The following is a 1,151-nucleotide window of genomic DNA, read 5'->3' on the forward strand; positions in this document are numbered from 1 at the left end:
CCCAGACTGTACCTTCCGGTTCACACATGATCTATGTAGCGGCCGGTACCTATGATGAACAACCCATGCCGCTCAAACCTGGTGTTTCTCTACAAGGAGCCGGCATCGACCAGACTATCATCAAAAACGGTACCTTCGTTTGGTGGTATGGTGCTATTCAACTCTACAGCTCTTCACTTACCAATGGCAATCAGACCCTGAGCGGGTTCACCCTCGATGGAAAATCCTATTCTGCCTTCACCGGTATCCAGGTACAAAACCGAAACAATGTCAAAATATTCAATGTCAAAGTACAACAGTTCTACCATGCTGGGATTGAACTTTGGTCAGATACGGGTAACCAGACCGAAAACATTGAAATCTATAACTTTACTATCAGCGAATCTGCCCGTGAATCTACCGGTGGCTCCTATGGCAACATCACTTCGCGGGGCAGTGTGCGGAACCTGCAAATCCATGATGGAACCATCTATCACCAATCCAATATCTCCATTGGTTCCTATGGGGAGAAAACCTCTGGCTATGCGATGAAGTTTTTGGCTTCCTACAATGGATCAGCTTTCAGCACCTCTGATTATGTGAGTAAATCCAAGATCTACAACATCAAAGAATATGGCAAAGCGTTTGCACCCTGGGGACAGAATGTACCCAACATTTCGTTTGAATTCTGGGCTATCGGTGCAGAAGAAGTAGAGATCACCAATTGTGATTTTACCACTCACCTTTCGTTGGAATATGATCCGGCTGTATTGAAAGGAGCCTATTCGTTCTGGGTACATGATAACCGCTTCAAAGTGGGTATGGGTCAGTCGATTGAGTTGACAACCAGCAACACCATCATTGAAAACAACATATTTGATTACAGAGAAAACACCAATGCGTGGAATGTGATGGGCGAGTACAATCAGAAAAGCAAGGGAGCAACCAACATTCACGTGCGTAGAAACTATTTTCTGTTAGGGGATCGGTCTCCGATTCTGTGGGCGTTGGGCAATCCGTCAACCAATCTGTATTTCTACAATAACACCATCAATGGTAGCGGCAATCCGGCTTTGTTTCAGATCCGATCGACCAGCAATGGGGTAGCGTCCAAGAATTTGCAGGTATTCAACAATGCCTTTGATGTGAGTACAGGCGGTCAGATCACAGCG

At 45.7% G+C, this 1,151-nt stretch carries 1 protein-coding gene; it reads left to right on the forward strand.

Annotated features, from left to right (window positions below; translation table 11 throughout):
* Positions 1 to 26 precede the first annotated feature (26 nt).
* On the forward strand, positions 27 to 1,151 hold a 1,125-nt coding region (locus QNI22_RS40110; protein WP_314520307.1), incomplete at its 3' end, for a hypothetical protein.

This window comes from Xanthocytophaga agilis, assembly GCF_030068605.1.
In the GTDB taxonomy this organism is placed as follows: Bacteria; Bacteroidota; Bacteroidia; order Cytophagales; family 172606-1; genus Xanthocytophaga; species Xanthocytophaga agilis.